Raw genomic sequence first — 15,580 nt, 5'->3', positions numbered from 1 at the left:
TGCTGGCCGTGATGGTCGACCACCTGGTGGCTGCGGGCCTGGTCAAGCGGCGTGGTGCGGTGCGCACGGATTCCTCGGCGAGGGCGTGGATGTCGTCGGGGCCGCAGGTCCAGATGATGACCAGCGTGGATGGACTTCTCGGCACGCTCGGTCCGATCCAAGATTCACGAGGCCAACGCGGATCAATCGACGATGGGATCGGCGTACGGTGCGCCGAAATAGGGGAACTCATCGAGGATGTTGGTCCTAGCAACAGTCACGCCGTTGTCGATAGGAGCGTTGGTCTGGAGCGAGAGCATCACGTTCATCACGTTGTCCGTCATAGCGCGACCGTTGAAGCCTGCGAAACCGAACGAGGCCGCCGAACCGAGGACATAAGGCAAAGTTGTCGGGAACAGGCGCTCCACCACACGCTGTGCGTAGGCGGCCGGGTCGTCGGTCGAGCCCGCCAACTGGATGATGCGCGGGAGGGCGTCCGCGACGATCTGAGAGAAACGCGGTACGTCCGCAGAGGGAAGGGACCGGTTGTAGTCGTCCTTCATCGCAGGATCCGTGATGAACATATGTGTCATCATCGGCAGGCCCCACCGGGACACTTGCACCTCGGGCGCGTGTCCGCACAGCGACACCGTGACCCACGCGCGCACCGTCGCGGCCGGGTCGCCGATCGACTGCGTGGGCACCTCAATCACGATGGCCGTGACGTTGCGGTCTTGGAAGTAGTTCGCGCCGTCGCGAAACGAGTCCGGTGCGAATTTCCCCGCGGCAAGTGCTTCTTGGAACGCGACCGTACCTGTCCGGTTCGCAGCGAACAGATCCGGGGCCAGGCCAGCGAAGATCCGCACACCCGAGTCGCCCGCGACAATCCGGCCGGTAGTGCCCGAAGCGATGGCCTCGCCCTCCGTGCCTTCTGCGGCATCCCTCCCGGTGGCCCGACGCACCTCGAGAGTTTGTACGTGCCGGCCTTCGGGCTCCGCGCCTTCGGTATGCCCAACCTCACCGAAGCGAATCTTGAACGTCACTTCCTCGTGAGCGTCATCGTTCACATCGAAACGGAACGCGTACAGACCCTCCTCGTGGAAGGTATCCGGCGCCTTGGTTCCTGCGTTCGGGTTTACCGTCATCGCCATGACCGTGGTACCCGACTGACCGCGGAAAAGATAGAAGTCAAGGATGTTGAGCCGCGGGTCTTCCCTGGCAATTGCGGTGTCGAAATGATGAGACATTAGTTAAAGGTGGCCTTTCATCTATTTCGCCTCAAGCGTGTTGCACCCGTAGTCCACGACAGAATATTGACAGGCCTGCGGACTATCGGCACGCCGACCCGTCGGACTGGCGCCCTCACTCGCAAGATGGGATACCGATCCTCGCTGAAGAGAGCCTTCGATACCGTTCGAACGAGTGTGACCGCTCTCCGTTGGGGACTTGATGGTGCCAAGCAGAGGGAGTACCTCATAAGAGGTGCTGCGTGGGATAGGTGCACAACACGTTAATTCTCCTGTCAGTTTGAAAAAGTCCGTGATCCGAAAATAGCAATCCAGTGGCTGTACGCGCCGATGCCTGTGTGGCGGTTCGGCGGTTTCCAGCCCCGTTGCCCAGTGCATCAGGGAGCTTGGTCGGCGTACGGCGTGGTTCAGCGCAAAGAGAGGGAAGCCAAGGCGAAGAAGCGCAAGATACGCAAGAAGCGCTAGCCCAGGCTGACATCCACAGGTGACATCAACGACGCCGGACGCCAGCGCACTTGCATCCCCGGACGTGGACTACGCCACCGTAGAACGCTGCGGCCGGACCGAGCCCTGATCGAACTTACAAGGCGGATGTCGGCGGTTCGAAGTCGTCCGCGGCCACCAACCCGAGGGCACGGCAAAGGCCCAGGTCGACCGGTGTGAATCCGGAAGGCTGGGCCTTCAGACCTCAACGACCCTCCGGCTGAGAGTTCGGCGCGAAGAGGTCGTGGGCTACAGGCCGTCGCGCTCGATCAGCGAGCCGTCGGGTCCTAGCGCGTAGAAGCGCGGCGGCCCCATGGTTTCCGTGATCCTTTTCAACTTCGCTTCTTCCTCGGCAGGGTCAGGCCCGTGAGGTTCCCGCACCCGAAATCCGTGGAGGTCGATGCCGTATGCGTCGATGTCGTCGGGTTCGGGGCGGCCCTCCTGGACGAAGCCGCAGAGTGCGCGCAGGGCGTCTTCGCCCAGGTCCAGAGGGTGGAAAGGCAGCGGGTACGGCTCTTCGTCCTCGTCGGGCCAGGGGGCGATGTCCGCGGGGCGGTCGCCGGCCCAGTAGGGCAGCTCGAAGGGGAGCGGTTCGCCGATGTTCTCGATGATGCCGCTGTCCGGCGACAGACTCAGGGAGCGGACCAGGTGCCCGTCCTCCCACACTGCGAACGCGAGCCAGTCGACGACACTGTGCATGGCATGTAGGACGAGCCGTCGGCCGACGCTTGCCGCGACGAGGTGCTCGGGAAGCTGGGACGGGAAGTCGATCATTACCCGTTGGTCGCAGACGATCTCCACGCCCGGTCGGCTGGCGGCGTACGCCGTGTCTTTCGGGGGATACACGCCGCCTCCCAGTGACGAGCCTGAGAGCTGTTCGATCTCCCAGCCCGGGTAAAGGCGCCGCATCATCTCGGACGTCCGCGACAGGTCTGCCGCCTTCACCTGTCGCAGCAGGCCCGGCACCTCGCCGTCGGCATAGATGAGCAGTCCCGTTTTGGCTCCCATGGCCCCTCCCCGATGAGTCGCGCTCGATGGTCGTCGCACCATAGCCACCGGTACTGACATCGCCAGGAAGGTCTGCCCGAGTGCCGCGCTGGGCCGTCCCTGGGCCGTGCGAGGCCGACCGAAGGTGACAGGGGACGCCCACGGGTGACCGCCCCCACCCCGCTCTGGCCTGGGCTGGCGGAGTTGATCTGCGGCACTGGAAGGGTTATGCCGAAGCCCGAAGAACTGGCATTTGTCAAGGCCGACGGTTGGAGCTGACACCAATGCCCGACACCAACAGCAGCGGTCAGCCGGGTGTGGCAGCGGACTGCGGATCGAGGCACGCGGCGGGTGGACCGAACTCGGAGACACCGCGTGATCGACCTGATAGGGATGAGGGCAGATCTCGAAATCTGCTTCCAGCGTCAGCGCTCCTGGGGTGAGCCGTGAGCCACTTGGAGGATCGCGCTAGCATCCCGCATGCCCATTCCGTGGAGATCCAGCGTGGACGTATTCGCGCGCATTTTGAGACAGCGTGCAGTCGAGCCCGAGTCTGTACGCGACGTCGACGCCGCCTGGGATGCCTTCGGTGAGTTCCTCCAGGTCGAGGTCGAAGGGATCGAGTGTCTTGAGAACGATGGTGACGGCTTCATCGTCGAATGGGGCAGGTGGGGCTGGAACGACGACCAGCCTTCGATGTCCTTTGGGCGACTGCTTGCGGTCACCGGTGCCGATGACCGTGATGCCCCCGAGCGGCAGCCGGAGTACTGGAAAGTCGAGCTGCAGCTCGTCTTCGGCGAGGACCCGGCATGGGCAGCGCTCGACAGCCTCGGGCATCAGGACACCGGGTTCGACTACGACGAGATCGGCATGCCCAGGACTGTCGCGCTGGGAGAGATGCGCCGGTTCATCGAGTCTTACCCCCAGCTGGCGGCCATGTGGCGAGCCGAGCCCATTCGCAGCAACCTGACCCTGGAGCAAGCGGGCTAGCTGCCGAGCCCGGTACAGCACGGAAGTACAGCAACCCCAGCAACCACCACCGGTCCAATCCTCTTCGCTAATTTAGGTCAGAATCTGACCTCTACGGCCCCTAGCGTCCTCCTTGCCCGGCGGAACACGAACCACGGAAGGCAGCGACCATGAGCGAGACCGTGACTGTCAACGAACTGGCGACCCACGACCCGGCCGATGAGCCGACCGCCACCGGCGAGCGCGCCGACTGGCTGGAGGTGCTGGCCGCGCATCGGCGCTTCCTGCGTTTCACCACCCGCGACCTCACCGACGAGCAGGCCGGGAGCCGGACCACCGCCAGCCAGCTGTGCCTGGGCGGCCTGATCAAGCATGTCGCTGCGGTCGAGCGGACCTGGGTGCAGTTCATCCTGGACGGCCCGTCGGCGATGCCCGACTTCACCAACATGACCGAGGCCGACTGGGCCCGGCGGGCCGACGATTTCCGGATGTTGCCCGGCGAGACGCTGGCCGGCGTGCTCGCCGACTACGCTGAGGTGGCCCGTCGGACCGACGAGTTGGTCGTCACCCTGCCCGACCTGGACGCCACGCAACCGCTGCCGAAGGCCCCGTGGTCCGAGTCGGGTGCGCGATGGTCGGCCCGCCGGGTGCTGATGCACATCGTCGCCGAGACCGCCCAGCACGCCGGCCACGCCGACATCATCCGCGAGTCCCTGGACGGCGCCAAGACCATGGGTTAGCGCCAGCGGCGCGGTAGGTCGTGTCGCCCCCACACAGTCGGGGGCGATGCGACCTTGGCCCCGCAAACGCCTTACCCCGTGATCCGCGGGTCAAGGGCGTCGGGCGAGGCAGCTGACATCTACGCCTGACATCAACGGGCGCGAACGTCGGCGTATCAGTGCAGTTGAGGGCGTACTCGCCAACGTCGGCACGAAGCCACTATGCAGGCCGAGAAGAGCTGCCGGATCGAACTTACAAGGCGGCACTCCAGTAAGGTGCGCGCATGCCGCCCTCTCCTGACGGCCGAGCGCCCACGCAGGTTGCTTCAGGACGAAGAAGTCTCGTCACCAAGGAGCGGTGGGAGGGGGGCGGTGCGCTGGCGCGACTGGAGTCCCGAGGCGAACCCGGGGACTTTTCAATTCCCGCCCCCCTTGGCCGCCATGCCCGTCAACGGGGACATCGAATCGGCCCATCGCCAGAAGCTAACATCCACCACTGACAACGTCTTGGCGTCGGCCAGCGCCACCCGCCCAGTCGTGCCAGAACCGTGCCACAATCGTGCCAGATGCAGGAGTCAGCCACGGTCAACGAGGGTGCCTTACGGTTGAACTGACGATCGCCTCACGAGGTATCGAAGTCGCAGGTCAGTCGCAGGATTCCCCAGCCTCTCTCCTAAAGCGGGTGTCGCAGGTTCGAATCCTGCCGGGGGCACCAGGGCAAAGGCCCCGGACCGATCATGGTCCGGGGCCTTTGGCTGCACCAATTAACGGCAGTGGCCGGTACAGGCTCACAACCCCACGTTTGGCGGTAGTACCCACGTGAACCTCGGTGGGTCCAAATGGCCAACTGGCGCATTGGTCGTCGATTACGTCAGTAACAGGCAACAGCGTGGCCCGCGCCGCTCGGCTGTATCAGCAGTTCGCGCTATAGCGGATGCACCCGGCTGGCGGGGCATGATCGTGATCCCACTGCTGCTGCACGTGCCCGAGCACCCCGGCGGCCAGGAGAGCCACCAGCAGGTGCGCGATCACCGTCCCGGGGGCACGGAAGAGTCCCGCGAGAACTGCCAGAATAAGTACGGTGACCAGCAGCACCCGCACCCTGCCCATGTACGCGAGGCTGGCCGTGTCGACTTGCGCTTGGTTGCCCTGCGCCGCCCATACCTCCATGCCGAGACCAAGCACCGAGTCCACCACCAGCCACGCGGTCTCCACCAGGAACAGCGGGATCGCGAGAGCAAGGTCCGGGCCCAGGGGTGTTCGGCGCGACCAGGGGCGTCGGCGTTCCGGCGCTAAAGCGGTCTTCGTCATGGCTGCATGGTGCCGAGACCGGTGGTGATGCGCATGAGTACGCGTACTCACCTCTCTTGCGGGGCGGAGGCCAGGCAGGTGCAGTGCCGGGAAGGCTCCCGGCCCGACGTCGGCCGGCGGGCAATGCTGACCGAGGAGGACGCACCCCGGGCCCTGTCGAATGCGTGTCGAGGTATGACCAACGGGGCGTCGCGGTGGGGGAGCGGTGCAGGTCAGAGGGAGTGCTCGGGGCGACGTACCGGGCGCCTTCTAAGCGCTTGGCCGCAGGTTCGAGTCCTGCCGGGGGCGCCACTGAGAGCCCTCCCATCGGGAGGGCTTTTTTGCTGGTCAGGGCAGGTTCTGCTCGACACGGCGAAGCCCCGAACACCCTCTCCGGATGATCAAGGGAAGGCGGCTCGGGGAGGTCCCTCGCGGCTTCGAGGCGTCGTTTCAGGTCAGGCGGCTGCCCCTCGACGCATCGGGCGTAGGTGGCCGGCAGCACCGGCACGCTGTTCCCGGCTCATTCGGCCACCTGGGTGGGCGGGATCCCGGCGTTGAGCCATTTGGTCACGGTTGTCGTACACCCGCTTCCCCGTGGGCGATTCGAAGACGTGCGGGGGCAGGACGGCCCGGCACACGCTGCACCATGCCTGACGGATGACCGAACGTCCGAGTCGGCAAGGCTGATCGCTGAGCCTCAGCCCGTCGTCGTCTCTTCCTTCGAAGGTGCGCGGCGAGGTGTCGCACCGTCCAAATGGACCGCCACGCTGGTGTAGAAGCGGTTCACCGCGTCGTCGACGCTGCGGATGAAGCCTGACTCGGCGTTCCCGCGGCTGCTTCCCATGCTCTTGAGGAGAGAGAGTCGGAAGCCGACGATCTGGGTGGCGGTCTCTTTGGGCAGCATGTCGGCCGGCTCGGGGCGGAGACGTTCCAGCGTTCCCCGTGGGCCACCCGTTTCCCCTTCGACGAGGGTTTCGATGTGAAGATCCGCCGGTGCCTCGGCCAGGCGCCGGACGAGTCGCTTCGCCCACGTCAGGGGGTAGCCCTGCTCGGGCGCCGGGATCTCGATGGACGTGCGGAGCTTGCCCGTACGCAGGTCTGCGCTGATCGCCAGGACGCCGGGCGTTCCCTCGATGCGCAGTTCCGATTGGAGTGTCCCGTCGAGACAGAGCTGATCTGCGAGGCGGGCACGGAGTGCTTTCGGATCGGTTCCGCGCTTGGCGCGGTGGACAGGCAGTACTTTCTGCCCCAGTTCGCCGCCCAGCCGTAGGCAGACCTGGCGGATGAGGCGCTCCCAGCTCTCGACGACCTCCAGCGCGCGCGGGTCTCCCTGGCACAGGGTTTCGTCGTCGATCCCGTTGCGTACCGGTACCCAGGCCGGTCCCATGTTCTGGAAGCCGTGGCAGCCGGAGTTCTCGTGCTGCAAGTAATGCAGCAGTTCCTGGAGGAGCCAGGCGTGCGCCGCATTGCCGACACCCTCGTGCCTGATCAACATCTGTGCTTGATGGGCGACTTCCGCCCATGACAGGTGCCAAAGGGCAACTTTGTGTTTGCGCCTCCCGTCGATCTTGACCTCGACGAGCGGGCTGCCCTCCAACGCAACGTCGTTCGACAGGGTGATCACGGCCTCGTAGCCACGGCGCGCGGCGATGTCCATGTACGCCTGTACCTGATCGGCCTTGAGCGCACTGCCGTTGGTCTTCGTCTCGACGAGTGCCGTCCACAACTTGCCGGCCCGTTCGACTCGGATCACTCCATCGGGGCGTCGCGGGGTGTCGCCGTGCGGCAGGGTGACCTCGGTGAAGGTCTCCATCCGACCGGCCGGCGCTCCGAACGCGGCGGTGAGTCTCCTGCCGAATTCAGGCACCTGGGCCATCACGGACAGGAGTACCGAGGTCGCACGCGTTTCACGCTCCCGGTCGCTCTTGAGCGCCGACGCGGGGAAGAGCCTTGCGTCTTTCCACGACTCGTTCTCCGCCAGCGTCTTCTTGGCCGCCTTGGGCAGAGTGACCTTCTTCTTGGCCGTACGAGGCCGCGCGGCCGACTTCCTCGGCTGGGCCTCGTCTTCAGGTTGACGGGGGGAGGGGACCGCCCTCAGCGTCTCTTGCCGCTTCGGTTCGTCGGCCCGCACCGTTGCCGTCGCGTCCGTCTGATTGTCGCCGGCGGCCCCGTCCAGCATCTCCTCGGCCGTCGCGTCGTCGTCGATGTCGACCCCGAAGTCCGTGGCCAGACCGGCGAGGCCCGCATCGTAGCCCTGGCCGACGGCGCGGAACTTCCACTCTTCCGCACGCCTGTACAACTCGCCGAAGATGATCGCGCTCACCGAATCGGCGTCGTCGATGGCGAAGCGGAGGAGTTCCTCACCTCCGCCGTCCGCCAACGCCAGCTTCACGCCTTCCAGTTCGCCGAAGCGAGCGCCTTCGTAACGGCTGGCAGCCAGGACGATGCGATCGACTTCGCAGGACACCGCGGTCAGGTCGAAGCTGATCCGGTCCTCGTTGCCGTCCGCCGTCGGTGTCTTGCCCAGAAGCTGCACGCTCCCGTCTGCGGCCACCGGGTTGTTGTAGAAGTAGAAGTCGGCGTCGCTGCGGACCTTGCCGTTCGCGTCCAGCAACAGGACGGACACGTCGGCATCCCCTTCGCCGGACGAGCTCCCCCAGCCCAGGCTGACGATCACCGAATCGATGTTCTCGCTCAAAGCCGCGAGAGATACATTCGACCCCTTGATCATTTCACGCATAAACCCCCCCAAACGGTGCAACTTGGGCGTGCTCGCGCCGCCACCCCGGCTGCCTGATGTTCGGCGTTATGTGGTGATCGGTGCGCAGGCGACTGTAGTGCCCACAAAGCATGTCTGTAGGAGTCGTGCGGAATCCGTGCGGGATTCGTGGAAAGATCCTTAGGCTGTCCACCCCGGTCAGCCTCAAGGCACGGATCGTCGGCCAAGACGTCGCCGCCGGCATCGTCGCGGTCCCTGCCGGGCATGGCCCCATCCTGGGAGCCGAGTTCATCGTCGCAGCCGGTGACCTGGGCACCTACGCCGGCGCAGGCCGCCTCGCCTTCGCCGCGTCTTCTACCTGTCCGCCAAGACCGGCATCATCCGCGAAGGCCCCAATCGCGACCACTACTTGAAGAAGCAGGCCGGGGGCTGCAAGCACGTCCAGGCCGTCATCGCCCTTGCTCGTCGACGCGTCGATGTTCGCTGGGCCTTCCTGGGAGGCAACCGGCGACACAGACACACTCCAGCAGTTCCTCAAGGACAACGGGGGCCACGGAGTGGAAGCCGTGTTCGTGCCCTGCTCGCCGAGGCCGTCGACAGCGACACCTGGCAGCACCAACGACCCAGCAGAAGCCCTTGACTCGTTCATCGAGACTCCACCAATCTCAACTGCCGAGGGTCACAGAGGCATCCAGTCGAAACGCCTGGGCAGCGTCGGGGCTCGACCCCACCACGTCCGTCGTCATGATGTAGCGCGCCCCAGTTCCTTTGGGTGTGATGGGCTCCCGGATGCGGCTGAGCGGTACCCACAAGACCTCGCCATCAGCAAGGCCCCCTACCAGCTTGATCCTCACCTGGATCGTGCTGGGGTCCATCAGGGGAGTCGCTTGTGGTGTCGTGGCCGCAGCGCCGGAGTGGCGCGAAAGCTGGGTGACAGGCTTTCGCGTCGAGCTACCGCACGCACTGAGTGCGACGAGTGCCGCGATGCAGACCTAGACCTGACGTGCATACATGGCCGAACTGTCTCAGCGCCGAGAGGCCCGTCCCAGGCCCTTGATGGTCTCGTGACAAGGCGAAGCTGTGCCGCTCTCGTGCCAACGGGCGGGGACTCGCACCATGTCATCATCGGGCGATGCTGACTGAGGAGGACGCGCGCCGACTGGTGCTTGCCGAGATCGAAGGCATACGGGGCTGCATCGAGTACGACCTTCGGATCTTGCGCGTAGAGGCCTTGCCGTTCGGGTGGATCTTCTACTGGGGAGCCGCCGGTGATGGACAGAGCGGACAGCGCCCTCGGTTGGGAGGCAACGCTCCTTTCTTGGTGGATCGTGAAAACGAGCGGTTGATCCGAACTGCCACCAGCGTCCCCGTGGCCCGTCAGATCGCCGACTACGACGCGAGGCTCACGCCCGGAACACGGCAGCGAAGCAAGCTGCACAGCAGCGCAGTTCCGCAACCGCAGCGGCTGCCCCTGTCCGCTGCCGTCCCTCCGGGGCCTCGAAGCGACCGGGATGACCGTCGCCGGCAGAATTGGCTGGCGACGGATCAGAACGTGCCCGAGCCCCCACCGTGTCTGATCGCCCGGTAACTGACGGGGAACCACGGTGATCGACGGGTAGCGCCCATGAGAACGCCCCCCGACCGATTTGCCTGGCCAGGGGCCGTTCATCTGCGGTGGGTGTGGGATTTGAACCCACGGTGACATCGCTGCCACGACGGTTTCAAGGCCGTCGCAGCATGACGGCGGCCCAATCTGCGTTCAACTGGATCGATGCCATAGCCGACCCAATTTTTGGGCGGGTTGGCCCAGAGTAGTGCCGAGCCTGTGGGACTGCTGCAAGTGGTGATCGTGTACGAGCGGCCCTCGGCGAACAGGGTGGTCTGTCACGCCCGCTGCATGAGTGTGGGGCGGAGCGTCTTCCCCGGCGATTCGGTGCTCCCGGTGAACAGCCCACCGGATGACCGGACTTCCCCGGCCAGGGTGGTCCGGATGCACCGACCGCCGAACGGGGAGTTCACCGAACTGACCCCCGGCTGGAGCGCCGCCGTCGATCTCGGGGGAACGGACCTGTCCCGGGTGCAGCTCGGTGCGAACCTTCGAGTGGTCCAGTCGACGGCCGGCACGGATCAGGAACAGCCGGGCTGAGCGCCGTCTTCGGCGGCAGCCGACCGGAACCCGCGCCGTGGTGATCGACCCGACACCAAGCAGCTCCAGGAGCTTGGTACCAGTCGGCGTACGAGGCCGTTCGCGAGTCTTCCGGCCTGGGTGCGCAATGTAAGTAGCACCTGCCATTACGATCCCGCTGGAATGCCCATCTGTGACCCATGCGTCGAGGGGCGCTCGTGCCACTGTCGTGCCGGAACGGGCGGTCAAGCACGGTCAACGACGGTTCTCCGCGGTCACGGTTTGCTGTTGACCAGGGCCGCCACTACGGCCACACCGACCTGGGCGTCATGCAACGCTGATCAGCAGCGGTTCCGTGCGAAGAGCCCGAATGTGGTGGCGGGAGCGAATCGTTCCCCCAGCGCCTGCAGTACTCCTGACTGCGTCGACCAGTAACGTTGCAGCTCCACATCGTGAAACGCCGGTGCCAGGAGTCCCTGTAGGGCCACCTCGTCCACTCCCTGGCGGACGACGTGGTACTCCGACATATCCGCCTCGTTCATCTCGTCGTAGATGCCGCGCAGGCGGCGCACCCTGGTGGCCAGGCCACGGCGCAGCTCGCCCTGGCCGAGCCTCCAAAGAAGATAAGCACCGTGATCCAAATTCATGGAAAGTCCCGACCTGCGCGGGTACCACAAGGGGTCCTGAATGCTGAAGAAAACACCGCCGGGACTAATGCGCTGAATGAGATGTTCGACGGCGCCCAGGTAGTCAGGGATGTGGTGAAGTACAGAGATGCACACCACGGCGTCGAGTGGCTCCGGGCGGAAGATTTCCTTTCCTTCAATGTCATGAATGACGGTGACGTTCGGATTGTTCCGGAAACGGTGCCGAAGAACCGCCGCGCTGGGGGCGCTCATCTCCGTCACCTCGACCTTCGCCCCGGCCGCGACCAGATGGTCGGTGAAGGTTCCATGTCCGGCGCCGACCTCGAGGACCCGGCACTGGCCATTCCGTTCGATGACCTTACCCACCAGGTCGTGCACCCCCGAGATCACTCGCTCACGGATGTGGTGATGCCGGATATGCGGAGAACCTTTCACATAATCATGACCATCGCCGTGGGCGCGTTCTTGAAGATGTCCAATTGTGGGCCAAGTCAAGGTTTTTGTCATGCGAGGACACTATTCCGGAGGCTGTCTTCACGGCCGGATCCACGGAGATCGGGAGGTGTGATTCACGCATCCGGCCGTAAGTATTCCGCACCAACCCTTTGAGGAATCTCCCGCAGTCTTTGGGGGATCTTCACGATCGCCGGCTCGGCCTGGCATGGCTTGTTGCCGTGAGCACGGCACGGCCGGCCGATGCCGGTGGCAGGCCGTCGGCTCTACGCCTCGCCCCCGCGGCCGGTCAACAGCCGCGCCCAGTACGCGGCGGTGAGGGCTACGAATCGGGTGTTGCCCACCGCGTAGCGCAGGAACATGCGGCGCGGCTCCTGGACCAGCCGGTGGAACCATTCAAGGCCGGCGCGCCGCATCCATCGCGGCGCCCTGCTGCGCAGTCCCGCCACCACGTCGAAGGATCCGCCGACACCGACCACCAGGGCACAGCCCAGGTCCTTCTGCCGGCGGGCGAGGAAGTACTCCTTGCGTGGACTCGGCACGGCGAGGAACAGGATGTCCGGGCGGGTCGCACGGACGGCCGCCACCACCCGCGCCTCCTCGCTCTCGTCCCAGTAGCCGTCCCGGTGTCCGACGACCTCGACGCCCTGCCCGGCGGCGATGCGCGCGGTCTCCTCGACCACCTTCGCCTCAGCACCCAGGAGGTACACGCGGTATGCGTTGCGCGCGGCGCTGCGCCACAGCGCCAGCATGAAGTCGATGCCCGCCACGCGCTCGGGCAGGGGGCTTCCGAGGAGGCGGCCGGCCCACACGACCGACTGCCCGTCCGGGTTGACGAGCGAGCACGAGCGGATGATGCGCGCCAGTTCCGGGTCGTCGTGCGCCTGGACGATCTTGGCGGCGTTCAGCACGACGTGCTGGTGGGGGCCGCCGTCCGCGATCAGCGCCTCGGCGGCCGCCACCGACTCCTCCAGGGTGAGCGGGTGGACGGGCAGCCCGCACACCGTCACGGGCGGGCGGGGGCCCGCCGGCCTTGTCGACCCGTCGTATTCCAGCAGTTCGGGTGTGGACACGCTGTCTCTCCGTTCGCCCCCCATACCACCACTCAGAAATTCGTGTCCCGCCAGATCCGTGAGAACGCTTCCCTGACCGTGTCCGGATCGTAGAGCGGGCGGAGTGCTTCCCAGGCCTTCTGTTGCCGATGCCGGACACCGTCGATGTCGGTCATGCACAGCGTCAGGAAATCGGTGACCGATTCGACAGCGCTGTCGATCTGCTCCACACAACCCCGGCTGAACAGTTCCGCGCTGCCGGGCGACCAAGTCGCGGCCACGGCGCAGCCCACCTGAAGGCCTTCGAGCAGCACGAAGGGAAGTCCCTCTGCCCATCGGGCGGGCAGGACGAAGACATCGACTCCGGACCAGAATGAATGAACCTTGTCCGGTGCCAGCACTCCGAGGTCCTCGTCCACGCACGACATGTGATGAGGTGGCACGTCACTGCGCATTCCCGCGATCGAGAACTCCACTGGGGCGCCTGTTCGTTTCAATCCGGCCACCGCATCGCAGAGGATGTCGAAACCTTTACTCCCGTGCATCGTCCCCAACCAGCCGACGCGCAAGGGTCCCCCGGAATCCGATTGACGGGGCGAGGTGACGCCCGTGGGCGCGGGATTTCTCATCACATGCACGGATGCGACTCGGCAGCCAGACGCTCTGATATCTTCCGCCACGTTCTCACTGAGTACCAGCCAATGACTGCCCCCAAGCGCCTTTCTCAGAAACGCGTTCGAGCGCAGTCGCGCGGGAAGCTGAGATCCGTGGAGATGCATGACCGGGGCGCAGTGGAATGCCCTGGCGAGCAGGGTAATGATGGTGTCGCGCAGGAGCGGCAGACCCCACTGGGAGATCGGGAGATAGATCGCGCTCGGTGACATCACCGTCAGCACACGGGCACAACGCACAACGGCGGCCACCGTCGCGGCCGCCCCGGCCGACCAGGTCGCCTTGAACTTCATGGATCCGGCGCGGTCCGCGGAAAGCGAGACGACCGCCACGACCGGGCAGCACGACTCCACGGCCGGTGTGAAGAATTCCGCGGCTCGCCCCATTCCACCCAGGCTCGCACTGTGCCTCAAAACCAGGACCCTCGGCCATGAAGTCGTGGAAGGACTTCTCTTGCGGATCGGGAACACTGCCCTTCTCCTGTGCATCAACAATGGCGCCTGCGGTGAAAAGCGGAGTTTCGGAATGATGACGCTCGCCCTCTGACCCTCGTGGTCATCCTGGCCGGAGGGCGGTTCTTCGGTAAAGGCCTCTCCATGAGATCACCCGTCCAATTAGGAGTCCAGGACGACACGGAGCTGCTGCACTGTCCATTTGTTCATAAAAATTACCGACCGAATCCGCTGGGGAATCGTGATCGCGATCCGCCGAGTTGGGACTGCCTGCGTGGTAGGACAGAGCGGGACGACGGAAGGAGATGTCATGGGCACGTTGTTGGGTGTGGACTCCGCACTGCTCGGGCTTTTGTTTTCTGCCGCCTGTGTCGGCGCCCTACTCCTCGTTTCCGTATTTCGGAGGGTGGCGGTCTGGTTGCTGTGGGGGGCAGCTCTGGCGCCTTTGTTCCTGTTCGGTAGGGACTATGCAACGGTGGGTCTCGATCCGGTCTACCTTCTGGATGTCCTGGTCGTACTCGCACTCCTTGCCGGTTCTCCGGTCTGGGCTTCACGAGCCCTTTCGGAGTCTCGCCTGCGCGGATACCGCATGTGTGCCATTCTGCTGGCCGTCGCCGCGGCCCAGGCGGTAGTCCGTGGTGTGTCACAGGGATATCCGGGCGCAATGAAAGGTTGCATCCTGGGGCTGTATCCCCTTTTCGCCTGGGCCGCCGCGGCATGGTTCCTCACACAGCCCGTCGACGAGTTCCTCCGGAGGAGATGGCTCCTGTACCTGCCGACCACGGGCGCGCTCCTGATGGTGGTACTGGGCCGGTCGGTCACGCCCGCCGCCGTGGGGCTGTACCTGGCGATCGCCGCAGCCTTCGGCATGGTCCTGCGCAAGAGAGGGGACAGCCGGCTGCTGCTGTGGACGCTGATCGGGTCCGCCTGCCTCACGGCGGCAGCCGACAAGCGCGGACCGCTGCTTGCGGTGGGTGCGGCGCTTGCCGCCACCACGCTGGCCAGCCGGGCGTGTCGCCGTAGAACGGTCCAATGGCCCGCGTTGACCTGGAGCTTCCTCATCATGGGGCTGGTGGCTGTGATCAGCGTGTCGGTGGTGTACCGGCAGCCTTCGGACCTGCCGGTCGTCGGTGGGCTGGTAAACCGGATGCAGGCAAGTGAGAACGATGCCGACAGCGAGGCGGCCAACAATGTGGAACTGCGCTACGTCATGTGGCGCACGGCACTTGATGTCGCACGGTCCGAGCCCCTCCTCGGCGCCGGAGCGGGCCGCCCGATCGAGGTCGTGTTCCAGGGTGCGGAGCTCGACAAGGCCGCGTCGGGCCCCCACAACTCCTTCGTCGGGTACATCTATTACCTGGGCTGGCTGGCGGGCACCGCATTCGCGCTGCTGATCGTGGCGACGTTGTGGCGCACGTGGCGGGCGCGCTCCCATCCTGTCGCGTCAGCCTGGTTCGGGGCGACGGTCGGTGTCTGCTGCATCGCCTTCACGAATGTCGCCTTCGAGACCACGTACATCGGTCTGCCGTCGTGGCTGGTCGTGGCGTGTGCCTTCGCCCTCGTCGGCGTTCCGCGTACCGCGGTGCCGGCCGGGGACACCGGCTCGGCGCCCCTCACACGGCAGAGTAGCCCGGACATCGCCCTTGCTCCGGCGCTCTCCGGTACCGGGCCGTCGGTCGCCACCGCCCGTCGGTCCTGGCGCCGGCGACCGGTGCTCGCCCCGGCGGCCGACCCGCCTCTGCCGCGCCCGGAGGTCTGTCCGCTCGGCCGTTGAGGAGTATTCGAT

The 15,580-nt window shown here is 65.6% G+C and carries 11 protein-coding genes and 1 pseudogene; 5 read left to right on the top strand and 7 right to left on the bottom strand.

All coding sequences use genetic code 11. The annotated features are described in order from the left end of the window. Positions 1-182 precede the first annotated feature (182 nt). Positions 183-1,226, bottom strand: a complete 1,044-nt coding sequence (locus OG798_RS21475; protein ID WP_328757535.1) for a DUF4331 family protein — start codon at positions 1,224-1,226, stop codon at positions 183-185. Positions 1,227-1,958: 732 nt separating this feature from the next. After that, on the bottom strand, positions 1,959-2,717 hold the full coding sequence (locus OG798_RS21470; RefSeq protein ID WP_267061836.1) for a DUF6928 family protein: 759 nt from the start codon (positions 2,715-2,717) through the stop codon (positions 1,959-1,961). A 483-nt stretch (positions 2,718-3,200) separates the two neighbouring features. On the opposite strand from OG798_RS21470, the gene OG798_RS21465 reads away from it, so the two are divergent. Together OG798_RS21465 and OG798_RS21460 are read left to right on the top strand one after the other, a co-directional pair. After that, the gene (locus OG798_RS21465) at positions 3,201-3,686 is read left to right on the top strand and encodes a hypothetical protein (RefSeq protein ID WP_328757534.1); all 486 of its coding nucleotides are present in this window, start codon (positions 3,201-3,203) and stop codon (positions 3,684-3,686) included. A gap of 149 nt (positions 3,687-3,835) precedes the next feature. Beyond that, positions 3,836-4,405 (top strand): DinB family protein, encoded by a 570-nt coding sequence (locus OG798_RS21460; RefSeq protein ID WP_328757533.1) that lies wholly within the window; start codon positions 3,836-3,838, stop codon positions 4,403-4,405. An 891-nt stretch (positions 4,406-5,296) separates the two neighbouring features. On the opposite strand, the gene OG798_RS21455 is transcribed toward OG798_RS21460, so the two are convergent. Together OG798_RS21455 and OG798_RS21450 are read right to left on the bottom strand one after the other, a co-directional pair. Continuing rightward, positions 5,297-5,695, bottom strand: coding sequence for a DUF6234 family protein (locus tag OG798_RS21455; RefSeq protein ID WP_267061833.1), 399 nt, complete (start codon positions 5,693-5,695; stop codon positions 5,297-5,299). 676 nt (positions 5,696-6,371) lie between these two features. Continuing rightward, entirely contained in the window at positions 6,372-8,414 is a 2,043-nt protein-coding gene (locus OG798_RS21450) for a TerD family protein (protein WP_121416095.1), read from the bottom strand. 215 nt (positions 8,415-8,629) lie between these two features. Here OG798_RS21450 and OG798_RS21445 point away from each other — a divergent pair. Further along, positions 8,630-8,901, top strand: a pseudogene (locus OG798_RS21445) (IS110 family transposase); the annotation flags it as partial. A 1,482-nt stretch (positions 8,902-10,383) separates the two neighbouring features. After that, entirely contained in the window at positions 10,384-10,539 is a 156-nt protein-coding gene (locus OG798_RS21440) for a hypothetical protein (protein ID WP_267061832.1), read from the top strand. Between the two features lie 320 nt (positions 10,540-10,859). On the opposite strand, the gene OG798_RS21435 is transcribed toward OG798_RS21440, so the two are convergent. The 3 genes from OG798_RS21435 to OG798_RS21425 form a co-directional block, all read right to left on the bottom strand. Then, the gene (locus OG798_RS21435; protein WP_267061831.1) at positions 10,860-11,672 is read right to left on the bottom strand and encodes a class I SAM-dependent methyltransferase; all 813 of its coding nucleotides are present in this window, start codon (positions 11,670-11,672) and stop codon (positions 10,860-10,862) included. A gap of 212 nt (positions 11,673-11,884) precedes the next feature. After that, the gene (locus OG798_RS21430; protein ID WP_267061830.1) at positions 11,885-12,691 is read right to left on the bottom strand and encodes a WecB/TagA/CpsF family glycosyltransferase; all 807 of its coding nucleotides are present in this window, start codon (positions 12,689-12,691) and stop codon (positions 11,885-11,887) included. A gap of 32 nt (positions 12,692-12,723) precedes the next feature. Then, positions 12,724-13,728: a glycosyltransferase family 4 protein gene (locus OG798_RS21425; RefSeq protein WP_328757532.1), complete on the bottom strand. Its 1,005-nt coding sequence runs from the start codon at positions 13,726-13,728 to the stop codon at positions 12,724-12,726. 376 nt (positions 13,729-14,104) lie between these two features. Between OG798_RS21425 and OG798_RS21420 the strand changes: the two genes are divergently transcribed. Then, a complete protein-coding gene (locus OG798_RS21420; protein ID WP_267061828.1) occupies positions 14,105-15,568 on the top strand; it encodes an O-antigen ligase family protein in 1,464 nt (487 codons plus the stop codon). Positions 15,569-15,580: the final 12 nt, after the last annotated feature.

Origin of the sequence: Streptomyces sp. NBC_00271 (assembly GCF_036178845.1) — a bacterium.
GTDB lineage: Bacteria > Actinomycetota > Actinomycetes > Streptomycetales > Streptomycetaceae > Streptomyces.
Note: the sequence above shows the minus strand (reverse complement) of the source record. Positions and strands in the feature narration are given on the sequence as shown.

Bases quoted from the DNA above. Each gene is read 5' to 3' on its own strand.
- OG798_RS21435 (WP_267061831.1), bottom strand. From the start codon at position 11,672: ATGACAAAAACCTTGACTTGGCCCACAATTGGACATCTTCAAGAACGC.
- OG798_RS21450 (WP_121416095.1), bottom strand. From the start codon at position 8,414: ATGCGTGAAATGATCAAGGGGTCGAATGTATCTCTCGCGGCTTTGAGC.
- OG798_RS21455 (WP_267061833.1), bottom strand. From the start codon at position 5,695: ATGACGAAGACCGCTTTAGCGCCGGAACGCCGACGCCCCTGGTCGCGC.
- OG798_RS21475 (WP_328757535.1), bottom strand. From the start codon at position 1,226: ATGTCTCATCATTTCGACACCGCAATTGCCAGGGAAGACCCGCGGCTC.
- OG798_RS21425 (WP_328757532.1), bottom strand. From the start codon at position 13,728: ATGGGGCGAGCCGCGGAATTCTTCACACCGGCCGTGGAGTCGTGCTGC.
- OG798_RS21470 (WP_267061836.1), bottom strand. From the start codon at position 2,717: ATGGGAGCCAAAACGGGACTGCTCATCTATGCCGACGGCGAGGTGCCG.
- OG798_RS21420 (WP_267061828.1), top strand. From the start codon at position 14,105: ATGGGCACGTTGTTGGGTGTGGACTCCGCACTGCTCGGGCTTTTGTTT.
- OG798_RS21440 (WP_267061832.1), top strand. From the start codon at position 10,384: ATGCACCGACCGCCGAACGGGGAGTTCACCGAACTGACCCCCGGCTGG.
- OG798_RS21460 (WP_328757533.1), top strand. From the start codon at position 3,836: ATGAGCGAGACCGTGACTGTCAACGAACTGGCGACCCACGACCCGGCC.